The 19,195-nt window shown below is 39.0% G+C and carries 19 protein-coding genes; 18 read left to right on the forward strand and 1 reads right to left on the reverse strand.

Annotation, left to right across the window (positions count from 1 at the left end; all coding sequences use genetic code 11):
• From B5J93_RS13530 to B5J93_RS07945, 7 genes are all read left to right on the forward strand, one after another.
• On the forward strand, positions 1-470 hold a 470-nt coding region (locus B5J93_RS13530), incomplete at its 5' end, for a hypothetical protein (protein WP_079325904.1).
• Positions 471-517: 47 nt separating this feature from the next.
• Positions 518-1,279, forward strand: a complete 762-nt coding sequence (locus tag B5J93_RS07920) for a lytic transglycosylase domain-containing protein (RefSeq protein WP_079325905.1) — start codon at positions 518-520, stop codon at positions 1,277-1,279.
• Between the two features lie 55 nt (positions 1,280-1,334).
• Positions 1,335-1,649 (forward strand): hypothetical protein, encoded by a 315-nt coding sequence (locus B5J93_RS07925; RefSeq protein WP_079325906.1) that lies wholly within the window; start codon positions 1,335-1,337, stop codon positions 1,647-1,649.
• Positions 1,642-1,986 carry a VirB3 family type IV secretion system protein gene (locus B5J93_RS07930; RefSeq protein WP_079325907.1) on the forward strand — a complete coding sequence of 115 codons (345 nt, stop codon included), beginning with the start codon at positions 1,642-1,644 and terminating at the stop codon, positions 1,984-1,986. The genes B5J93_RS07925 and B5J93_RS07930 overlap by 8 nt, the downstream gene beginning before the upstream one ends.
• On the forward strand, positions 1,955-4,456 hold the full coding sequence (locus B5J93_RS07935; RefSeq protein ID WP_079325908.1) for a VirB4 family type IV secretion/conjugal transfer ATPase: 2,502 nt from the start codon (positions 1,955-1,957) through the stop codon (positions 4,454-4,456). Before B5J93_RS07930 ends, B5J93_RS07935 begins: the two co-directional genes overlap by 32 nt.
• Before the next feature lie 90 nt (positions 4,457-4,546).
• Entirely contained in the window at positions 4,547-5,218 is a 672-nt protein-coding gene (locus B5J93_RS07940) for a type IV secretion system protein (RefSeq protein ID WP_158080713.1), read from the forward strand.
• An 11-nt stretch (positions 5,219-5,229) separates the two neighbouring features.
• Complete coding sequence (locus B5J93_RS07945; RefSeq protein WP_079325910.1) at positions 5,230-6,216, forward strand: TrbL/VirB6 family protein; 987 nt, start codon at positions 5,230-5,232, stop codon at positions 6,214-6,216.
• A gap of 3 nt (positions 6,217-6,219) precedes the next feature.
• Here B5J93_RS07945 and B5J93_RS07950 read toward each other — a convergent pair whose 3' ends face one another.
• Positions 6,220-6,453: an EexN family lipoprotein gene (locus B5J93_RS07950; RefSeq protein WP_079325911.1), complete on the reverse strand. Its 234-nt coding sequence runs from the start codon at positions 6,451-6,453 to the stop codon at positions 6,220-6,222.
• A gap of 24 nt (positions 6,454-6,477) precedes the next feature.
• Here B5J93_RS07950 and B5J93_RS07955 point away from each other — a divergent pair, with 24 nt between their 5' ends.
• From B5J93_RS07955 to B5J93_RS08005, 11 genes are all read left to right on the forward strand, one after another.
• Entirely contained in the window at positions 6,478-6,747 is a 270-nt protein-coding gene (locus B5J93_RS07955; protein ID WP_079325912.1) for a hypothetical protein, read from the forward strand.
• A complete protein-coding gene (locus B5J93_RS07960) occupies positions 6,747-7,532 on the forward strand; it encodes a VirB8 family type IV secretion system protein (protein ID WP_079325913.1) in 786 nt (261 codons plus the stop codon). Before B5J93_RS07955 ends, B5J93_RS07960 begins: the two co-directional genes overlap by 1 nt.
• A gap of 10 nt (positions 7,533-7,542) precedes the next feature.
• Entirely contained in the window at positions 7,543-8,340 is a 798-nt protein-coding gene (locus tag B5J93_RS07965; RefSeq protein ID WP_158080714.1) for a TrbG/VirB9 family P-type conjugative transfer protein, read from the forward strand.
• A gap of 8 nt (positions 8,341-8,348) precedes the next feature.
• Positions 8,349-9,740, forward strand: a complete 1,392-nt coding sequence (gene virB10 / locus B5J93_RS07970; RefSeq protein ID WP_079325915.1) for a type IV secretion system protein VirB10 — start codon at positions 8,349-8,351, stop codon at positions 9,738-9,740.
• A gap of 39 nt (positions 9,741-9,779) precedes the next feature.
• Positions 9,780-10,925 (forward strand): ATPase, T2SS/T4P/T4SS family, encoded by a 1,146-nt coding sequence (locus B5J93_RS07975; RefSeq protein ID WP_079325916.1) that lies wholly within the window; start codon positions 9,780-9,782, stop codon positions 10,923-10,925.
• A gap of 47 nt (positions 10,926-10,972) precedes the next feature.
• Complete coding sequence (locus tag B5J93_RS07980) at positions 10,973-13,084, forward strand: type IV secretory system conjugative DNA transfer family protein (protein WP_079325917.1); 2,112 nt, start codon at positions 10,973-10,975, stop codon at positions 13,082-13,084.
• A 12-nt stretch (positions 13,085-13,096) separates the two neighbouring features.
• Positions 13,097-15,664: an LPD7 domain-containing protein gene (locus B5J93_RS07985; RefSeq protein ID WP_079325918.1), complete on the forward strand. Its 2,568-nt coding sequence runs from the start codon at positions 13,097-13,099 to the stop codon at positions 15,662-15,664.
• Between the two features lie 29 nt (positions 15,665-15,693).
• Entirely contained in the window at positions 15,694-15,879 is a 186-nt protein-coding gene (locus B5J93_RS07990) for a hypothetical protein (RefSeq protein WP_079325919.1), read from the forward strand.
• A gap of 2 nt (positions 15,880-15,881) precedes the next feature.
• Positions 15,882-18,131 (forward strand): DNA topoisomerase, encoded by a 2,250-nt coding sequence (locus tag B5J93_RS07995; protein WP_079325920.1) that lies wholly within the window; start codon positions 15,882-15,884, stop codon positions 18,129-18,131.
• Complete coding sequence (locus tag B5J93_RS08000; RefSeq protein ID WP_079325921.1) at positions 18,124-18,474, forward strand: hypothetical protein; 351 nt, start codon at positions 18,124-18,126, stop codon at positions 18,472-18,474. The genes B5J93_RS07995 and B5J93_RS08000 overlap by 8 nt, the downstream gene beginning before the upstream one ends.
• Positions 18,475-18,794: 320 nt before the next feature.
• Positions 18,795-19,190, forward strand: a complete 396-nt coding sequence (locus tag B5J93_RS08005) for a hypothetical protein (RefSeq protein WP_079325922.1) — start codon at positions 18,795-18,797, stop codon at positions 19,188-19,190.
• Positions 19,191-19,195 lie beyond the last annotated feature (5 nt).

Here is a 19,195-nt window from a genome sequence, read left to right on the forward strand (position 1 = left end):
GCAACGCAACGCAACGCAACAAAATTGGTGTAGGTTTTGTTGTAGCGATTATCTCACTAACTTCTACAGGTTTTGCTAATTCTACAAATTCCACTTCTGCCAACGCTGGCAACTTTCAAGAGTATGATTACTCTTCCATTTCGCAAACTGTTCCAGTTTCTGCTCCCATCACAGATATTTCACAGCTTACCAAAAAAGACCAGTATGGTTGTTCAGCCTATCTGTGTTTTGCTGGTGGTTTTGCTTACCCTGAATGCCAACAAGTTATCCGTAAGGTTACTCGTGATTTGATTAGGGGTAAATCTTTTCCTACCTGTTCTGCTTTAAGCAATTCTGACGGTTCTGTTGGTGGACAAAATGGTTCGCCACGCATTTTTACGCAAAAGACACGCAAATATATTAAGATTATGAAGCAAAACGCTGACGGTAGCGTTGAGCAAATCTCGTCCGTTAAACGCAGAAAGTTTTAAGGCTTTTTGGGTTTAACGGATTTTTTGTTGTCTATGGATTGTGTGAAATGATTGAGCTAATCCAAACCTGCTCTCCCAATGTGCATTTGCCAGTTGCACAAGCAATTATCAAAAGCGAAAGCAATTTTAATCCTTATGCAATTGGCGTAAACAAAGGGGGTAGGGCGGTAAAACAGCCAACCAGTTATCAAGAAGCGGTTAAGACTGCCAAAAGATTGATAGGTCAAGGACTGAATATTGATATGGGATACGCCCAAATCAATTCAGCAAATCTAAAATGGCTTGGATTATCGGTTGAACAGGTTTTTAATCCTTGTCATAACCTAAAAGCAATGCAGACGGTTTATTTAACTTGTTATGATAAGGCTGGCACTACTGGACTTGGAACACGAATGCAAAGAGCATTTAGTTGTTACAATACAGGAAATATGAAAAAAGGATTTTCTAATGGTTATGTGAATAAGACCACAAATAATTTTAATTATTTTGTCGGCAAAGCCAAAGACGGACAATCACAAGCTCAATTAGCACAAATCCATTATCAACAGTACCCAAATTATCAAACAGTTCAATATCAACCAAATTATCCAGTAAATTACACACAAGGCTTGCCAGTTGCCAATCCGTTGCCACAGGTGCAAATGGCTCAAAATGCCCCTATAAGTCCGAATATGGGTCAATTACCACAGCAGGGGCAGACAGAACAGCAAGCGGTACAAAATACCGAAAATACACCAGCTAATGAACCAGCCAAAGTAATTGAATTTCATAGTTGGGATATTTTTGGCGATTATGGGTTTGTGAAGTAATTATTTTTTTGAATTAGATTTTTCTTTTGTTTTGTTAGTAAATCAGGTGTTAATTATGAAACTATCTCCTATGTTAAAAAGAATGCTATTGGTTGCTGGTGTTGGAATGCTGGCAACTACTGCTTACGGTGCTGGTTTGGATACTGGTGCAAATGACATTGTGCAAATGATTAAAGATTTGTCCAAGTATTACTATATGATTATGATACCTTTGGCAGGACTTGTGATTGCGGTAACAGCAATGAAGTTTTATAACGGTCATATTGACTGGATAGTGCTGGCAACGGTATGTGCGGTTACGCTCTTGATTGCCTTTGCTCCAAAAATTGCGATATGGCTATTTAAGATTGCAGGGCATCAAGTTGCGTAAATTTGCCAGTTACAATGTTCTTGACCGAGTGCCTATGTTTATGGGCATTCCCTTTGGAATATGGCTATTGTTATTGTTGATAACAATGTTCTTATTTTTGGTTGGTCAGATATTTTTTGGGTTTATGGCGTTGCTTTTGCCGATTGTATTTGTGTTGCCAATCGCTTTATTCTTGAAGCAGTTGTGTTCCACAGATGACCGAGCAATGAGAGTTTTTGGTTTGGAGCTAAAATTCAGAAAGCAACGCAAATTCTATAAAGAATTTAATAATACGCTCACTTTTTTACCAAGTAAGTATTTGAGAAATGAAAAAACTCTTTCAGAAAATTTTAGGTAAAACATTTCTTGCTTTTTTAAAGAACACATCTGCCACAACGCAGAATGTGCCAGAGTTCCGTTTTCATTTGTCAGAACAGGCTTTTGGTATCGCAGATAACTATGTAGCAAGCATTATTAAGTTTAAAGGAATTGCTTTTGAAGCGATTAGTGAAAGTCATTTAGAGAATGATTTTGACGCTTTAAATTTACTATATGCTGAAACCGCCAAAGAGAATGCAGGGCGATTGGCTTTTTATAATTATTTCTTACGCAGAAAAATTGATGTCAGAACCAAATATCAATTTGGTAATGATTTTTGTAGAGAATTTGCTGATAAATATCTACAAAGATTTAATGATACAGATTACTTTGAAAATCAATTTTATACCGTATTGGTTTTAAAGTTTGATGAAGATGAAGATGAAGCCTTGCGTGAACTAGAAGCGGTGGTTAATCGTTTTTGTCAGACACTCTCTAAGTACGAGCCAACTATACTGCAAGCATACGAGAATGAAGCTGGCGTACCCTGTTCAGAAGTTTTTGAATTTCTGTACGAAATTATCAATAGTGAGCCATCTTGTGCTGATGTACCATTAACTGCCAGTCCAGCTTATGAGATTTTGCCCCAGTCCAATTTGCATTTTGGCTATGACTTATTGCAGGTTAAGGGGGTGGAAAATGATAAATTTGCGTCTATGTGGGATTTAAAAGATTTTCCACGAGATACATTTTTGGGTATGTTTAATTCAGCAAGCCTATCATTGCCCTTTGAATATAACTTGGTGCATTCTTTTGTGTCTATGCCTCCAACTAAGGCAATGGATAATATCCAAAAACATCAAAATAAGTTGATTGCCAGTCAAGACAAAGCCACGCACGAACAAGAAGATTTGCAAAAAGCACAGGCTTATATTCAATCGGGCGAATTGTCTTTTGGCGAATATCACGCAAGTTTGGTGGTATTTGGTAACGACAAAAGACAGGCAATTAAAAATGGCATAGAAGCTACTGCCAGTTTTGCCAATAATGCAGGGGCGGTATTTAGAAAGGCAACAGGGTCAGCCCCAGCGACTTATTTTAGCCAGTTACCACTCTACAAATACAAGCCAAGACCAATGATGAAATCTAGCCGTAACTTGGCTGGTGTGTTCAGTATGCACAATTATAGTCGTGGAAAGGCGAAAGGAAATCCATTAGGGGACGGCTCGGCAATTATGCCCCTAGAAACGGTATCAAAAACGCTGTACGACTTTAATTTTCATTTTACCAATGAAAATGAAGATAACATAGGCGAGATGATAGCAGGGCATACACTCATATTGGGGGCGACAGGTACAGGTAAAACCACGCTACAAAGTGCGTTGCTGGCATTTTTGCAACGCTTTAATCCAGCGATGTTTGCCCTTGATAAAGACCGTTCAATGGATATTTTTATTCGTGCCTTAGATGGCGATTATTTTGCCATTGAAAAGGGCATACCAACAGGGATTAACCCTTTTCAATTTGAGCAAACACCACAGTTAAAGGATTTTTTGTATAAGCTCGTTGAAACTTGTGCCACAGATAAAAATATGCCCTGCACAAGCGAAGAGAAAAACCAAATCAAATTTGCGGTGGACGCTGTCTTAAAACTGGATTATCAAGACCGCCGTATGTCTGCCATTTTGCAACAGCTTTACAATGATGGTGGTAACTGCTTATTTCAAAGATTGCTTAAATGGTGCAATACGGTTGAGTATGGCGAAGGAACTTATGCGTGGTCGTTGGATAATCCTTTTAATCAATTTGACCCCAATAGCTTTAAGATTGTGGGTTTTGATGTAGGGGCAATCTTGCAAGAAGACTACCAGCCAACTGAACCGCTCCTTGCGTGTCTTTTGTATCTTAAAGAGCAAATGGTAAAAAATTATAACATTATTGCAACGGTGGTGGAAGAGTTTTGGCTACCCTTAAAATACAAAACACCGCAAGAAATGATGTTGGATATTTTAAAGACTGGACGAAAAAGGGGTGAGTTTTTAATTCCAGTTAGTCAAAGTCCAGAAGAAGCAATTAAAAGTGAGATTTTCCCAGCATTGGTACAGCAAACGCCAACGAAGATTTTGTTGCCGAACCCTGACGCTGAATATAAGAATGAGCAGGGCGGTGGATACAGTCGCATTGGCTTGACCGAAAAAGAATTTGACCGCCTAAAATCTTTGACTTTGGATAGTCGCACATTTTTGGTTAAGCAGGGGCAACAGTCAAGTTTTGCCAAGCTCAACCTATATGGGTTTAGTCAAGAAATTGCCGTGCTTAGTTCAACCAAAGCCAATGTTTATTTGCTTGATGATATTTATAAAGAGCTGGCAAGACAAAACAAAAAAGTCAAATCCAAAGACTGGCTACCGATATTCTACAACTGCATAGATTTTAGAAAGACTTATGGGGTTAATGAACTACCAGCCTACATTCAAAACCAAGTAACAGAGCTTGAACTTGTGGCTTGATTGAATGATTTTTTTATTTGTCTTTTTAGTAGTACTTAATAATTTGTCATCATTTTGATGACTTTTACCAACCGCAAAAGGAGTATGTCTATGACTACTGTTAAAACACGCTATAAAACGCTCTCTCGTGCGTTTCTAGCCACTTTGCTTGCGACAGCTACCCTAGTAGCACCCCTAACCGCACAAGGGGCAGGAATACCCACTTTTGACGCTTCCAATCTCGCCCAAGCGATTGCACAGGTAGAAAACCAAGCTCGCCAAATCAAAACAATGCGAGACCAACTTCGTGCAACCACAGGCAACGCTCGTCTTGGCGTACTTTTGAATGACCCAAATGTACAAAAAGCCCTAGCTAAGTACAACCCAAAAGGCATTAGTCTAGCTGACCTAGCAAGCGGTAACTATGACAAAGAGTTAAAACGCATTGCTGACCGTATCGCCAAAGACCAAGCTAATGCCCAAAATGCTGACCCCAAAGCACAGTTGGCACAGGCAACGCTCATTAACTACGCTCAAACCGAAGTTGTGCTAAATGACCTAGAAAAACTATCTAACAGGGCAGAGACCATCGCACGCCAAATCAACCAAACCACAGACGCAAGTAGCAAAGCGGATTTAACCAATACGCTACTTGCTAATAACGCTCAAATCCAAATTGAACTCGCTAAGTTTGATATAGCGATGAAGCAGTTAGAGCAAAGAGAGAAACAGGCTCGTGAAGCGTATGCAAAAGCATTTAGACAATCATTGTTTCAAAAATAAGGTGTAATAGAATGGCAGATATACCATTTTTTGGCAATGTTTTTACGCATATTGACAATGTAATAGAAACAATGCTATTAGGAAAAACTGCTGAAATAATGACGGTATTTAGCCCCATTATTGGTGCGTCATTTGTGGTATATCTTGCTTTTGTTTTTTTGTCTTATTTTGATAATCCAGCGGAACAAATTATTACGGATTTGTTCAAAAGGGTTTTTGCTTGGACAATTATTATTGCATTTAGTTTTAATATAGCTCAATACAATCAATATATTGTACCAGTCGTTACACATTTTGGGGAATTTTTGTCAGCAAAATTTGCAGGTGTAGCACAGGAGCAAGTATCAGATGGTTTTGATGTGATGCTTGAACAGATGTTGGATGCGATAGGTAAAAAATATGAAGAAGTAGATACATTTGATGTTGGCGGTTATTTTATGCTTGGCTTGCAAGTGATATTTATGTTGCCAATGTTTGTTATTTTTGCTGTTTTGGCTGGTGCATATTTAATTATTGGTAAAGTAATATCGGCAATATTAGCAATTATCGGTCCAGTCTTTATAGCCCTATTTTTATTCCCTGCTACTCGTCAATATGCTTTTAACTGGATAGGTCAAGTTGTTACCTATAATATACTAATTTTTTTAACCAATGTTTTGGTTGGTGTTTTTATTCAATATATGCAATCAGCTATTGGAGATAATTTGGCAATCACTTTTTATAGTGCATTTATCATTTCAATTGGTTCTGGATTGTTTTTTGTTGTTTTGTTGAAAATTCCTGAACTTGCGTCATCATTGGGTGGGGGAATGAATATGAATGGAATATCTAATGCAGTTAAAGCTGTTCAAACAGCGATAACCGCAGGTAAGGGTGGAATGTTGGCTGGGTCGTTAGGTATGAAAGGAGCAAGAGCAGGTCTTGACTGGGGCAAAAGCAAATTGGGAATGGGGGGCAACACGCTCAAACCAATTCAGTCAGAGAGAGCAGGAAAATAGCTTTTATTTACTATTTGGTTTTTCAAACATAGATTTCTTAAACTCTTCTGATTTAATTCTTGTTTGTGCTTCATTTGCATTATTACAATTTTCATCAGATTGTTTGTTTTGCTTGCAGGCTTCTAAAACTTCATTGCGTTTTTGTTCATTTTCTTTTAGAAAATCAACAGTGTAAGTTTCTTGTTTGCAAGCAGTAAGAGAAAGTAAAGTGATAGTAAATATGGCTAATTTTTTCATAGAGATTTCCTTGAAATAAATTATATGAATAATCTTTGTAATTATATCACAACTTTTAATGAGTTTAAACAAATGAAACCAATTATTTTTTCTTTTGTCTTTCTAGCCTTAACTGGTTGTGTCAGCCACAAGCTCCCAATGCCAAAGGGCAAATGGGTAGCGGTTAATGAAGCTGGCTACATTCCGCCTACCGTTACTAGATATATGGATAATGTACAAACTTTATCACAAGATGTTGATATTGGTAAAGCAACAGAAAAATCAGAGCAGACCCAAACACAAGGGGAAGAGTGATGGCGTTTTGGAATAAAAAGCAACAACAGCCTAAAACCCAGCCTAAGAGTGTGGCAAACGAGAGCCGAACACCAAAACCTGTTGAAGTCAAAAAGGCGACAAAGGAATACATTAGAGCTTGCAAAGAGTTTGAGACGACACGCATTGGGGAAATTAAACGGTCAAGACAAATGGCGTGGTATGTCGCAATGGGGGCGGTGGTGGTCGCCATTGCCGAAGCGATAGCAATCGCTGGCTTAACGCCCCTAAAAGAAATTCGCCCCTATGTCATTCGTGTGGATAACAACACAGGAGCAACCGATATTGTAACAATGCTAGAAAATAGCAAGGAAAACCAGTCTGATGTGGTGGCTCGCTATTTTGCAGGTCTTTATGTTACCAAGCTAGAAAGCTACGACTGGTACACCATTCAATCACAATACAATGATGTAATGATGTTTAGTGATAGCAATATGAAAAACGAAATCAAAAACCGTTTTAAAAAGCCTGACGCACCACACAAAATCTATAAAGAAAACAGCCGTATTGAAGTCAAAATCCATAGTATTAGTAAGATTGGCGATGATTTACTCCAAATCCGATTTGTTAAGACGGTTAAGCCGATGGACGGTGGTAGTTATGACCCAGCAACAGGGCAGACCACACCAGAGCCACAGGATAAAAAATACATTGCAACCCTTGCCTATGAGTATATCAATGTGCCAACGCTTGATGATGTCCGCCGTGTTAATCCGCTTGGCTTTACGGTCAAATCTTACCAAGTCAATGAAGATAGCGGATTTTAAGGGGCTTGTGATGAAAAAGTTATTTTTCTTTTGTCTTTTTAGTCTATTGTCTTTATCTGCTTATGCCGAGCAGTTGCCAACCCATACGTTAGATAAGCGTATTCAAACTTTTGCCTATACCGACCAAGATGTATTTGCTTTAAAAGTCAAATTTGGACACGGTGCAACAATCCAATTTGAAAAGGGCGAATTTATTCACGATGACGAAGCGTTGGGTGTGGGCGAAAAAAACGATTGGAGTATTGGCGTAAAGGGTAATCATATCCTATTTAAGCCTTTAAAGGCGTTTATTGAGCCAACCAATATGATTGTGGTTACAAACAAACGCACCTATGTGTTTAGCCTACAAACCACGCTGGGCGATGATATGACTTATTTAGCAAAATTTAACTATCCTGAAACTGTGCTACAAGCCACACAAAATCAAAAACCAACGCCAGCCACTTTTCAAAGGGTCAAGCAGGGCAATGAAACCTATTTGATTGACGGTAAAATCAATACTGCCTATGTCAAGCGTGGCAATTTGGAACTTGCCCCAAGTGCAATGTGGGACGATGGATTATTTACTTATTTGGAGTACGACAACGCCAAAGAGTTGCCAAGTGTTTACAAAGTAATGCCTGACGGCACAGAAAGCCTTGTGAATACGCATATTGACGATAATAGGGTGGTTATCCACGAAATTAACCGCCTGTACCGTTTGCGACTTGGACAAGCAGTAGCCGAACTTGGCAATCAAAAAGTGGTTGATAGTGGCTTTAATCGTACAGGGACTTCACGCCTTGATGTGGTACGGATAGAGCAATAGGGGGAGTTATGGGATTGTTTAAGCGAAAAAACAAGCAAGACGACACCGTTATTGGTAGAAATGCAACACCTGCCGACAATGAAAATGGTTTGGAAAATAACCATTCCGAGCCTGATGTTGATGTGTCTGATAACACCATTTTGCCTGATAATGGCGATGACGAAGTGTACGAAGAAATGTCTGCCGATATGCCGTCCGCAAACAGCGACGGCAGAGACGGAAAAAATAACAAAAAACTTCTAATGACAGGGGCGGTGTTGGTATCAATGGTGGTTATGTTTGCTGGGGCAACAATGACAATGTCCAATTACAGCGAGAACCAAGAGCAAAAAAAGGCAGAAGAAGCCCAAAAAGAAGCGGACAGGCACAAACAGGTTGAAGCTGAAAACAGTAATAGCATTAGTGCTGAACAAGACGCAATCAAGGCAAATCAAACCTTACCGCCCCCAGTGGACGCAGAAGAAGATAAAGAAGAGACTAGCGACACCGAAGAAGATATTGTTGCTCCTGTGGCAGAGCCAAGACCGCCTGAACCACAACCTAATTACAATCAATACAATAGCGATAATAATATGGTGGCAGGGCGTGATTATACACCGCCAGCCCAGCCAGTACAACCACAAGCACAGCCGATTGGACAGTTTGTTGATGATGAATTTGAAGACGAACCAGCCCCTGTGCAAGCGGTGGAAGCTCCGAAGCCGTCAGGTATTTTGGTTGATGATGTCTATGCCACAAAAAGAGCCGAAGTGGACGATGAGCGAGCAGGGCAATATAAGCCTTTACAGCTTGCTAATGGCAAAGCAAGTCAAAGGGGAGACAAGTCAATGCTTCTTGTGCGTGGCACAACCATTCCGTGCGTTTTGATTACAAGAATTGATAGCACTTATCAAGGATTTGCCACTTGCCAACTTACCAAAGATGTGTATTCTGCCAACGGTGCAGTACTTCTTATGGAGCGTGGCTCAAAAGTGTTTGGAGAGCAAAATATTCAGATGTCGCAAGGTAAAGCACGAGTTGCTATCTTGTGGAGTAGGGTGGAAACACCAAAGGGTGTATCGGTCAGCCTAGACAGTCCAGCCACAGGACAGCTTGGCGAAATGGGTATTGACGCAAGGGTTAATAATCATTACTGGAAGCGGTTTAGTGGGGCAATTATGCTCTCTGTTATCCAAGACGGTTTTGCGGTGGCAAGAAGTCATTTGGAAAAACAAAATGAAAATGGCAACAATACAACCGTTACTAATACCACAAATACCGCCGAGAGTATGAGTGAAGAAGTGCTAAAAAATACCATTAACATTCCGCCAACTGCAACCGTTAATCAAGGCACGGTCATTAACATTATGGTTAATCGTGATGTGGATTTTAGTGGGATTTATGAGCTAAAAAGACGGTAATTTTTCTTTTGTCTTAATTAGCCATTAAGGGGTTCTAAGATGTCATTAAGTGCCAGTATTCACGGCTCAACCGCAAAGCCAGTATTATCAAATGATACGGCATTGCGTGGGTTTTTGTCGCAAACTGGTATTCAGTCATTTTTGGACGACAAACGCAATACCGAAATTGCCATTAACAGACCCTATGAAATTTGGACAGAAAGCAGTCAAGGCTGGCAATGCCACGATTTGCCACAGCTTGATTATACAACCTTAAAACAGTTGGCAAATAGTTTTGGGGTTTTTAATAAATTTAAACTGGACGAGCATAACCCAATCTGTAACGGCATATTGCCTGACGGACAGCGTGGACAATTTGTTATTCCGACAGCGTGCGAACTTGGCACGGTGTCTATTACCATTCGTCAGCCGTCCCAAGAGCGGTTCGCCATTTCCGATTATGGCAGGACTGGGCGACTTGACCGTTGGGTGGACAAATCCAATTTCCAAACCAGTAACACCAAAGTACCCACGCATTTACAAGAACAATATCAGGCAGAACAGGCTGAAATTGAATTTTTAAATAAGTATTTGGGTATTCCTGATGATGTGCATTTGCAATTATTTGAACTGCAAATGTTAAAAGCCAAAGCCGAGCGAGACACCGAGACTTTTATTGAACTTGGTATTAAAAATTATGCTAATTTTTGCCTTGTTGGGGCAACAGGTTCGGGCAAAACCACTTTTACCAAAGCCTTGTGTGACCTTGTACCAAGCAATACAAGGATTATTACCATTGAAGATACGCACGAGCTGGATTTACCCAATCACCCAAATAGAGTACATTTGTTTTATAAAGATGTAACGCCCAAACAATTGCTTGCCAGTACGCTACGAATGAAACCTGACCGCATATTTTTAACAGAACTTCGTGGCGATGAAGCTTATGACTACTTAAATGCCTTAAATACTGGACACGGCGGTTCTATTACAACGGTACACGCCAATGACTGCCAAAGTGCATACTATCGTGTGGGGACGCTGGTTAAGCAATCTGAAATTGGCTCTAAAATGGATTTTGAGCAGATTATGCGTGATGTTTATATTACCATTGATGTAATGATGTTTTTAAATAAAACTTATGTGTCCGAAATTAGTTATGACCCTGTGCGTAAATATCGGTTACAGCTTGGCAAGGTTGCTTAGGATTTATTGTTTGTCTTTACATTTATTTGTTAATAAGGAAAATAAAAATGTCAAATAAAAAATCTGCTGGAAATATTATTATTGTAATTTTAATACTAAACATTTTATTTATTGGTCTTGCTATATTTTTTGCTAATTTTATATTTACAGAATGGCAAAAAATACCGTCAGAGCATTTAAGTTATAATACCATTTATTTATATCATCAGCAATATGGACACCTACCAAAAGTAGCAACTGCCATTAAAGGCTCTATTGGGGCTGGGTTGTTTGCGTGGTTTGTCTTAAATGTGGGTGTGTTAATTGCGTTATTTGTCAAACCAAAAAGAGAATTGCACGGCTCGGCACGATTTGCTAATGATATGGAAATCCGCAAAATTGGCTTTTTGCCAACCTCCAAAGAAGAAGAAAAATTAAAGAAAAAATTCCCAAGTGAACCGCCAGTAATTATTGGCAAGCACAAGGGTAAATTTTTGCAATTTTGGGGGAATGAGTTTATTTCCATTGGTGCACCGACACGAAGCGGTAAGGGTGTGAGTATCGTTATTCCCAACCTGCTTACCTATCCTGATAGTGTAGTGGTGCTTGATATTAAAATGGAAAACTGGCTACTGACGGCTGGCTTTCGTGCCAAGTATCAAGATGTCTTTTTGTTCGCCCCTAAGTCCGAAGATGGCTGTTCTCATCGCTACAATCCCCTTGATTACATAGACAGAGACGACACAAAGAGAATGGCTGATGTCCAGAACATTGCCAATATCTTTTACCCTGCTGACGACCCAAAAGAAGCGTTTTGGCAAAACCAAGCCCAGCGTATTTTTACAGGGCTGGTGTTGTATATGATGGAAACGCCCAACCGCCCTTGTTCAATGGCGGAGCTTATCAAGCTGACAACGCCAACAAATATGCCGTTGCACGAGTGGATACCCACAATCATCAAGGAGCGAGAAAATACGCCCATTGTGGTTGATAATGCGACTGGTAAGACCGAAGTTAAACCCTTGTCGGTGGAGTGCATAGAAGCGATGATGGCGTTTGTGAATGTGGACGCAGACGCAACACGGTCTAGTATTTTAGCGTCCCTGATGTCGCCTTTGAATGTGTTTACAGACCCGTCTGTGGCAACAGCTACAAGTTATTCTGATTTTCGCCTTGACGATGTTAGAAAAAAGAAAATGACAATTTATGTGGGTATTCAACCCAATGAATTATCAAGATTTTCTAAATTATTAAATGTATTTTTTAGTCAGCTTATTAACATTAACACAAGAGTTTTGCCTGAACACGATGAAAGATTAAAGTATCAATGCTTGGTACTTTTGGACGAATTTACTTCATTGGGGCGTGTGGATATTATCCAAAAATCCATTGCTTATATTGCTGGCTATAATGTCCGACTTATGCCAATTTTTCAAAGTATGAGCCAAGTTGAAGACGCTTACGGCAGAGATGGAGCAAACGCTATTTTATCCAATATTGCGTGCCAAGTAGAATTTACGCCAACCACGATAGAGCAGGCGGAGCATTTAAGCAAACGCTTGGGTACAGAAACGGTTAAGGGTAAATCAGTAAGCCGTAATCGTGGCAAAGGTGGCGGTGGTAGCGTGTCTGTATCCGACCAGTCAAGGGCGTTAATGCTTCCCCAAGAGCTGATGGAAATGGGCGATGAAGACCAAATCATTATTTTTAGACGCATCAAGCCCATTAAATGTGAAAAAGCCTTTTACTATGCTAATCCGCAAGTGTTTGGTAGCCGTATGGCGAGCTTATCACGCCCTGCAAAAGGTTTACCAATTCCTACCAAAAATCAACCGCCAAAGCTGGATATTGCTGGAATGCTAAATATTATGCGTGGCACTATTCCTAAGCCTATCAAACACCATAGCCAATTACCCAGCACTGAAACCATTATTAAAAAAGACCCAAAATTTTTTGAGACAATGGGGGAGTGTTTTGGGTTTGGCGAAGAATTTTTGGCACAGCTTGATTTATTAAATCAAGAAGAATTGCAAAAATTCCACGAAGTACAAACACAACACGAAAATAGCATAGAACCTGATGAAGAAAGTGATGAATTGGATTTGGGCGATATGAGCAATTTTAACCCTGAATTTGTGGCGTTTGTGGCACAAAAAAATGAATTTGATGATTTATTTTAGGAGTGATTGATAATGAGCAATCAAGATAAAAAAGATACGCTAAAAGGCGAATTGGTGGCATTTGGAGCGGATAATTATTTGCACGACCCAGCCAAATCAATGAATTACTACGCACAAATTAAAAAAGATGACGGTACAATTTCCGAGCGTTGGGGCAAGGATTTAGAAAGTGTTATCAAAGATAGTGGCGTGCAGGTGGGCGACACAGTCGTTTTGGCGGAGCTTGGCAAAGAACCTATCCAAGTGGGCGATAAAACCTTTCATAAAACCATTTGGGATTTGCAAAAATATGAGCCAGCGTTGGAATTGCCAAACGCCATAGAACACGACACAGAGCGAGAATTGCAAAAATCAGCTCCTGCCGTATTTGCTGATAAGACAAAAGAAAATGAGCAGGAAGCACCAGCAACACCCAAAAAAACGCCAAACCTATCTGACTTTGAGTTTGAATTGCCAAGCAATATCAAAAATAACTATATTGCCATTGTCAAAAACCGCCATTTATCAGACCAAAAAATTAATTACTATGATAAAGATGATAAAGACCAAGTAAATATTGCCTTTGAAGACCGCAATACAAGCCTACATACTTCTCGCCAAGACGACAAAACCATTTATGCAATGCTGGATATGGCACAGTCTAAGGGTTGGAGTGCTATTCAATTAAAGGGTACGGAAGAGTTTAAGCAAAAGGTGTGGTTAGAAGCGTCTTTGCGTGGTATTGAAGTAAAAGACTATGAGCCAAACGAAAAAGACTTGGTAGAATTGCAAGCCAAGCAAGCTGAACGCACCACAAATCAAGTGGAAATGACCGCTCAAAAAGCCCCTGAACCCAAGCAGGAAAACGGAAATTCTCAAACAGAAATTCAGAGTTCAACAACACCCCCAACCCATACACCGACAGGTCAAGAAACAATTTATGGACAATTACAAAAACCTATGGATAATCAAGCCTATTTGGATAGAATTGGTTTGAATTTTGACGGTGCAAGTGTGGATAGATATGCCAAAAATAGTGATGAAGTGGTGGAAAAGGCACAAGATTTTGTAGGTAAAGAGCTTACAAACATACACAGTGGTATCAAAGGTGTTATATCTAACAGTAATATTAAAAAAATGATAAGTGGTTCAGCTTCTGATAAGTCAGTTAATGCTGAAATTCATAGGGTGGCTTCTGCAAATGCTGATAAGTTATTTGAAAATTCTGTGTTTGCTTGGCAGTATCAAGACAGGAATAACGATAGTAACTTTATTGCTATTCATCGAGCGATAGCACCATTAAAATTTAATGATGAAATTTATTTTGCGAAATTGACCGTAAAAGAATTGGCAAGAGAGCGTGGTAATAAAATTTATTCTATTGAAGCGGTGGAAGTTGAGCAAGGAAAAAGCCCCATTCCAGATATGATGAGCGTAGACCAAGACAAGCAAGGTTTTACGGAACATCGGCCTAATGGGGCTTTGATAGATATTATAGTACAAAACGCCCAAGAGTACAATAGACAAAATCAAAAAAATGTTGAAAATTTACATAATTACAACATTTCTATAAATCAAGATATTTTAGGCAATGCCCTTGCAATGAAAGAAAATCACTATGAGCGTGGTTCTACAAGTGAAAAAGAAGTATTGAGCGACAATTATTTTGTGATTGACCCAAAAAATGATTTCTATATTGCCAATCAGTTAAATAAAGATGTTTCTGAATTTAAAAATCATCATTATGCAATAGATAGAACTTCTGATACTTACTTTATTAAGCAAATGGTTAATGAATTAAATATTTCAGATGATGTAAAGCGTGATTTTGAATTAAAATTCAATAACCGTATGACAGAGCAGTTTTATGCAAATGATAGCTATGATATGCCACACGAGAATTTTTCTTTAAGGAATTATGCTGTTTTGGCTCGTTCTGATTTGGAGCAATCATTAAATAAATTTAATGAAGCAAATAAGGATTTAGTCATAAAATCATTTGACGATTTAATGGTTGATTATTCAAAACAGGTTTCTGTTCATCAAAAAAATTGGCTATCACTACAAGAAGAAAAAATTCAACCAGTAGTAGATAGTAAGCTAAATGCGGAGCTGAAAAGAGAACTTAAAAAAGAAGTTACGCAAATTTTTCAAAACGGTTATAAAGACGGAGTGGTTACTAATCTTGACGACCTTGTAAGAGAGTTAAAAGAGCGTGGGTATGAAGTCAAAGAAAATGATAAGTCTATCCGTGTTACGGATAAGAATGGAACGGCAATTACGGTTACAAATGAGCCTTTTACCAAAATTTTTGACGCTGTCAAGTCATTAAAAGATGAATTAAAGCCTGAAACTATCAAAGCTAATTATCCCAATATTGATGATGTTAATATTGCTAATATTACTGCTTATAAAAATTATTTATTGGAACAATTTAAAACACCACAGGCATTACAAAAATCTTTATCGGAATTAAATCAAGATGTTAAAGACTTGGCAAATGGCAAATCTATTGATTTCCCAACCTTACCGCCAAATGAAGAGCGTCCAGTTATTGATGTTCGTGTTCCTGAAAGTGGCGAAAAAAGCCGAATTAAATAATTTTCTTTTGTCTTTTTGGTGGTAATGATATGAGTGATTTTAAAAAATATAATAAGCCAATTAGCGAAGAAGTTATCAAGGCAAACAAAAAACTTAAAAGAGATATTTTTTATCTGCAAATTCAATATTGGTTTTTGCGTGCTTTGTTATTTGTTGTTGAATTTATGACGGCTGTGTTTATTGCCTATATCATTTATCACACTTGGGTTAAATAACAATGAGACTATTTATCGCAGAAAAACCCGAACTTGCCAAAGCCATTTGCACAGGGCTTGGCGGTGGTTTTAAAAATTTTGAAGGCTACTATCAGCACCCAATCAGTCAAGATGTGGTTACTTGGTGTTTTGGACATATGCTCGCTTTAAAAGACCCTGACGAGATAGACCCAAAATATGAGCATTGGGAAATGGCGGATTTGCCAATACCGCCTATGTTCCCTGCCCCTAGAAAAATTATCAAAGGAAAAGAAAAGCAGGTAAAAATTATTAAAGAATTGATTGGCAAAGCAACAACAATCGTAAACGCTGGCGACCCAGAAGAAGAAGGACAACTGCTTATTGATGAGCTGTTACGCTATTTTGGCAATAAAAAGCCAGTAATGCGAGTGCTGATTAACGACAATACCCCTGCTGTCGTCAAAAAATCGCTTGCCAATTTACGCCCCAATAGTGAATTTGAGCATTTGGGCTGGATTGCTGAAAGTAGGGCGATTGCCGACCAGTCTGTTGGCTATAATCTTACTCGTGCATATAGCCTAAGTGAGCAAGCCAAAACAGGCAATCGTGAAACTTGGCACATTGGGAGAGTGCAAACCGTTGTACTTGGCTTGGTGGTGCGTAGAGACCGTGAACACGCAAGCCATAAAAAGAGTTTTTATTATACCATTGCTGGTGATTTTGTTGTAAATGGCGTTACCTTTACCGCACGATACCAGCCCAAAGATACTGACCCCATAGACAGCAAGGGGCGACTGATTGATAAGGCTTTTACTCAAAATCTTGCTAATTTACTAAGCAACCAATTTGTCAAAATCCTTGTAGCAACGACAACCGCCAAAGCTGACCCTGCTCCCTTGCCCTATAACCTGATTAAATTGCAAGGGGACGCAAGCCGTCTTTATGGCATATCTGCCAAACAGACCGACCAAATTACCCAGTCTTTGCGTGAAAAGCACCATTTAATCACTTACAACCGCTCTGATTGCCAGTATTTGAGTGATGAACAGTTTGCTGATGTGGGGGCAGTATTAAATGGTATTATGGGGACTTTGCCAAACTCGCAAGGGGTTTGTCAATCTGCTAACCAATCCCAAAAGGGGCGAGCCTTTAACTCATCAAATGTATCAGCTCACCACGCCATTATCCCCACGCAAACACAAGGTAACTGGGGCAATCTAACCGCCAATGAACAGCATATTTACAAGCTCATTGCACGCTCTTATATCGCCCAGTTTTATCCGTCTTACGAATATGACGAGACGGCAATAATGCTTGATGTCATCGTGAACGGTATGCCCTATCAGTTCTCTGCTACTGCACGATTTGACAAATCACTTGGCTGGAAACGCTTATATCACAGCGACCCTGCCAATGAAGAAGTGGCAACCGATGAAGACACTCTATTAGCTGACCTTAGAAGTCTTGTAAGTGGTATGGCAGGGCAATCAGGCGATATTACCGCTACCGAGTGCGAAACTAAGCCAAAGCCCCTGTACACCGAGCAAACGCTTTTAAAAGATTTGACCCAAGTCGCTAAATATGTCAAAGACCCAAGACTTGCCAAAGTTCTAAGAGACAGAGATAAGGATAAGAAAGGCGAACACGGCGGTATTGGCACATCGGCAACAAGGGCAACGATTATGGATAATTTGTTTAATCGTGGTTATTTGGTTGAAAAGGGAAAATCTGTCATCTCAACCGACAGGGGGAAAGCTCTATATGACCTAGCGGACGACTTAGTTAAATACCCTGATTTAACGGCTGTTTGGAGCGAACAACAAAAAGAAATTAAAACAGGGGCTGATGTACACGCCTTTGTCAATAAAGTAGCTGAAAGCACCGTTTACCCTGTCATTGAACGCTTAAAGCAGGGCTATGTACCGCCAAGCCCAAAACCCAAAGAAGACTTATCCAATAATCCGCCTTGTCCCAAATGTGGAAGACCGCTCAAACGAGCTGAAAGCAAGTTTAAAAAGGGCGAATTTTACTGGGGCTGTACTGGCTGGAACGACAAACAAAACCCCTGTAAGCACACAATGAACGACAAAGACGGTGTACCAACTGAACGAGAGCCAAAACCAGCTCAAAACTTATCAGAGTTTGATTGTAAAAAATGCGGTAAAAAGTTGATTTACAAAGACGGCATAAGCAAAAAGACTGGTAAGCCATATAGTTTTTATACTTGTTCAGGTTTTCCTAAATGCAAAACCAATTATGATGAAGTGAATGGAGTGCCAAAGTATGAATAATTCCCATATATTAAAATGGATAAAATCAACCAGTGAAAAAATCATAGGTTTTTTAGGTTCTGATATTGACTTGTTCGTTTATTGGGGTAGTGAGCCTGTTGAATGTTTGAATGATTTAAGACCAGCTTTTTTCTATGAATTTTCAAGTAGAGAGAAAAAATTTGTCATAGTATTCTCTGAAAGCGGTTATTGTGAGTTAATGGAAGAATTTACTGTTGTTAATTCAAAAGCTATCTTACATTGCGATTGCGTTAATTCAGAACAAATATTTCTTATAGAAAAAATTTTACTAGAAAATTTATCTTTAAATAGTGTTGATTATGGGTTAGTTAATGAGATTTAGACATAACAAACCAACCAAAACTATGATGAAGTAGGTGGAGCTACTAATCAAGCAAATTCTGTTGGTTCTGCTAGCACCGTAAACGGCAATGTCTGTTCTAGTAAGGGTTAAAATTGACTAATATTTTTATTTGGATAGCCGTATTATTTTGTTTTGTTGTTTTTATAAATATATTAGGACTGTTTATTTACAGTCAAATTCAAGACAAAAAGAATAAAAAACAAAAATCGGACAAAAAATCTGATATGATATAAAACTTCTAGCCTTTTTCTTTTTGTCTTTTAATTAACATAATCCTTTTTATTTAATAGGAAAATTTTATGAGCATAGAACACCTTTTATTTGATAGTTTAACGCCACAGTATCATCAAAACTATGTGGACGCTCGCAAAAATGCTGGTATGGATTACATAGAAAATTTTGATGAATGGCTGTCTAAGACAGGCGAACTTGAAACTCTCAAATCTCAAAATCAAAATGATACTTGGGAAAATAGCGAACATAACCCAGCCAATTATCCTGATTTTGATAGTTTGGACGATGAAACCAAGCAACTGCGTATCACGCAAGGCAACGCAGAATACTGGACGGCAAGTGAACGCTTAGAAAGTCAAATTCGTGTATTGGAAGCCCTGCTAATACACCCTGATGAAATGGAGCTTATTTCTGATGATGACAGCGAAGAGCCAGTAGAGTATTACACCATAGACGATTAAATATT

The sequence above is a fragment of the Moraxella equi genome (genome assembly GCF_002027555.1).
In the GTDB taxonomy this organism is placed as follows: Bacteria; Pseudomonadota; Gammaproteobacteria; order Pseudomonadales; family Moraxellaceae; genus Moraxella; species Moraxella equi.